The 2,490-nt window shown below is 71.4% G+C and carries 2 protein-coding genes; both read left to right on the forward strand.

Annotated elements, in window-relative coordinates:
- Positions 1-73 precede the first annotated feature (73 nt).
- Positions 74-1,438: an NADH-quinone oxidoreductase subunit NuoF gene (nuoF, locus tag G6019_RS07940; protein WP_107755515.1), complete on the forward strand. Its 1,365-nt coding sequence runs from the start codon at positions 74-76 to the stop codon at positions 1,436-1,438.
- Positions 1,435-2,490: 2Fe-2S iron-sulfur cluster-binding protein (locus G6019_RS07945; protein ID WP_241725937.1), on the forward strand; the 1,056-nt coding region annotated here is incomplete at its 3' end. The genes nuoF and G6019_RS07945, both read left to right, overlap by 4 nt.

Consider the following 2,490-nt stretch of genomic DNA (forward strand, 5'->3'; position numbering starts at 1 on the left):
CTCGCCGGCCTGCGGGCCGCGGGATCGGCCGGGATGCAGGCGCCCGCCGACGCCGACGAGGAGGAGGTCTGACATGCCGCTCGCGCCGTACCTCAGTCGCTACTGGGACGCACCGGACAGCTGGACGCTCGAGACCTATCTGGCACACGACGGCTACACCGGGCTCCGCAACGCCCTGGCCGCCGGCCCGGATCAGGTCATCTCCACCGTCCTCGACGCGGGTCTGCGCGGTCGCGGCGGGGCGGGGTTCCCCACCGGTCGCAAGTGGGGCTTCATCCCCCAGGCCCCCGGCTCCGGGAGTCCCGACAGCACCGACACACCCGGGGATCCCCGGGCCTCCGACCCCGCAGACCGGCCCAAGTACCTGGTGGTCAACGCCGACGAGTCCGAGCCGGGCACCTGCAAGGACATGCCCCTCATGCTGGCCACCCCGCACGTCGTGATCGAGGGGATGGTGATCGCCGCGTACGCCATCCGCTCCTCCCACGCGTTCATCTACCTCCGCGGCGAGGTGGTGCCGGTCCTGCGGCGTCTGCAGACCGCGGTCGCCGAGGCGTACGAGGCCGGGTTCCTGGGCCGGGACATCCTGGGCAGCGGGTTCGACCTCGACATCGTGGTCCACGCCGGGGCGGGCGCCTACATCTGCGGAGAGGAGACCGCACTCCTGGACTCCCTCGAGGGCCGGCGCGGACAGCCCCGGCTCCGACCGCCGTTCCCCGCCGTCGCCGGTCTCTACGCCTGTCCCACCGTGGTCAACAACGTCGAGTCCATCGCGAGCGTTCCGTCGATCCTCCAGCGCGGACCCGAGTGGTTCCGATCGATGGGCTCGGACAAGTCCCCCGGCTTCACCCTGTACTCGCTGTCGGGCCACGTCACCCGGCCCGGGCAGTACGAGGCGCCGCTCGGCATCACCCTGCGCGAACTCCTGCAGCACGCCGGCGGGATCCGGGAGGGGCACACGCTCAAGTTCTGGACCCCCGGCGGTTCCTCGACCCCCCTCCTCACGGACGCCCAGCTGGACATGCCCCTGGACTACGAGGGCTGCGCGGCCGAGGGGTCCATGCTCGGCACCAAGGCGCTGCAGATCTTCGACGACACGACGTGCGTGGTGCGGGCCGTGCTGCGCTGGACGGAGTTCTACGCCCACGAGTCGTGCGGCAAGTGCACCCCCTGCCGCGAGGGCACGTTCTGGCTGGTGCAGATCATGCGCAGGCTCGAGGACGGGACCGCGACCGAGAGCGACCTGGACCGACTGCTCGACATCTCGGACAACATCGTCGGCAAATCGTTCTGCGCACTCGGCGACGCCGCCGGCGCCCCGATCATGTCCTCCATCGCGCTGTTCCGCGACGAGTACCTGGCCCACATCCCCGGCGGGTGCCCCTTCGACCACCGCCGCTCCACCGTCTTCGCCCCGGCCGAGGAGGTGGCCCGATGACCGCAGGTGACGCCGCACCCGACCGCCCGGCCACCCCCTCGGGCAGCACCGCCGACGACACCGTGGCCAACAAGATCACCCCCCGCGCCGACGACACCGTGGCCGACCTGGCGCCCGAGCAGAACGACGACCTCGTCACCCTCACCGTGGACGGCCGACGCGTCTCCGTGCCGGCCGGCACGCTGGTGATCCGCGCCGCCGAACGCCTCGGGGTGCAGATCCCCCGGTTCTGCGACCACCCGCTGCTCGAACCGGCCGGCGCCTGCCGCCAGTGCATCGTCCAGGTCGAGGGCGCCCCCAAACCCGTGACCTCCTGCACCACCCCGGTCACCGAGGACATGGTGGTGCGCACCCAGTTCACCTCCGAGATCGCGGACAAGGCCCAACGCGGGGTCATGGAGCTCCTGCTCATCAACCACCCGCTGGACTGCCCGGTCTGCGACAAGGGCGGGGAGTGCCCGCTGCAGAACCAGGCGCTCTCCAGCGGCCACGGCCACTCGCGCTTCACCGAGGCCAAGCGCACGTTCCCCAAACCCATCGCCATCTCGTCCCAGGTCCTGCTCGACCGCGAGCGCTGCGTGATGTGCGCCCGGTGCACCCGGTTCTCGGATCAGATCGCGGGCGACCCGTTCATCGACCTGATGGAACGGGGCTCCCGACAGCAGGTGGGCGTCTACGGGGACGAGCCGTTCGAGTCGTACTTCTCCGGCAACACCGTCCAGATCTGCCCCGTCGGCGCGCTCACCGGCTCCGCGTACCGCTTCCGTGCACGTCCGTTCGACCTGGTCTCGAGCCCCGGTGTCTGCGAGCACTGCGCCAGCGGGTGCGGGCAGCGGACCGATCACCGCCGCGGGAAGGTACTGCGCAGACTCGCCGGGGACGATCCGGACGTCAACGAGGAGTGGAACTGCGACAAGGGTCGTTGGGCCTTCGTCTACGCCACGCGGCCCGACCGCCTCACCACCCCGATGATCCGGGGCCGGGACGGTGGCCTGGTGCCGGTCCCGTGGAGCACCGCCCTGGCCACGGCCGCCGCGGGGCTGTCCGCCGCG

Source organism: Dietzia sp. DQ12-76, assembly GCF_014145045.1.
Lineage (GTDB): Bacteria > Actinomycetota > Actinomycetes > Mycobacteriales > Mycobacteriaceae > Dietzia.

Coding starts and splice junctions, on each gene's coding strand:
- nuoF (WP_107755515.1), top strand. CDS start 74: ATGCCGCTCGCGCCGTACCTCAGTCGCTACTGGGACGCACCGGACAGC.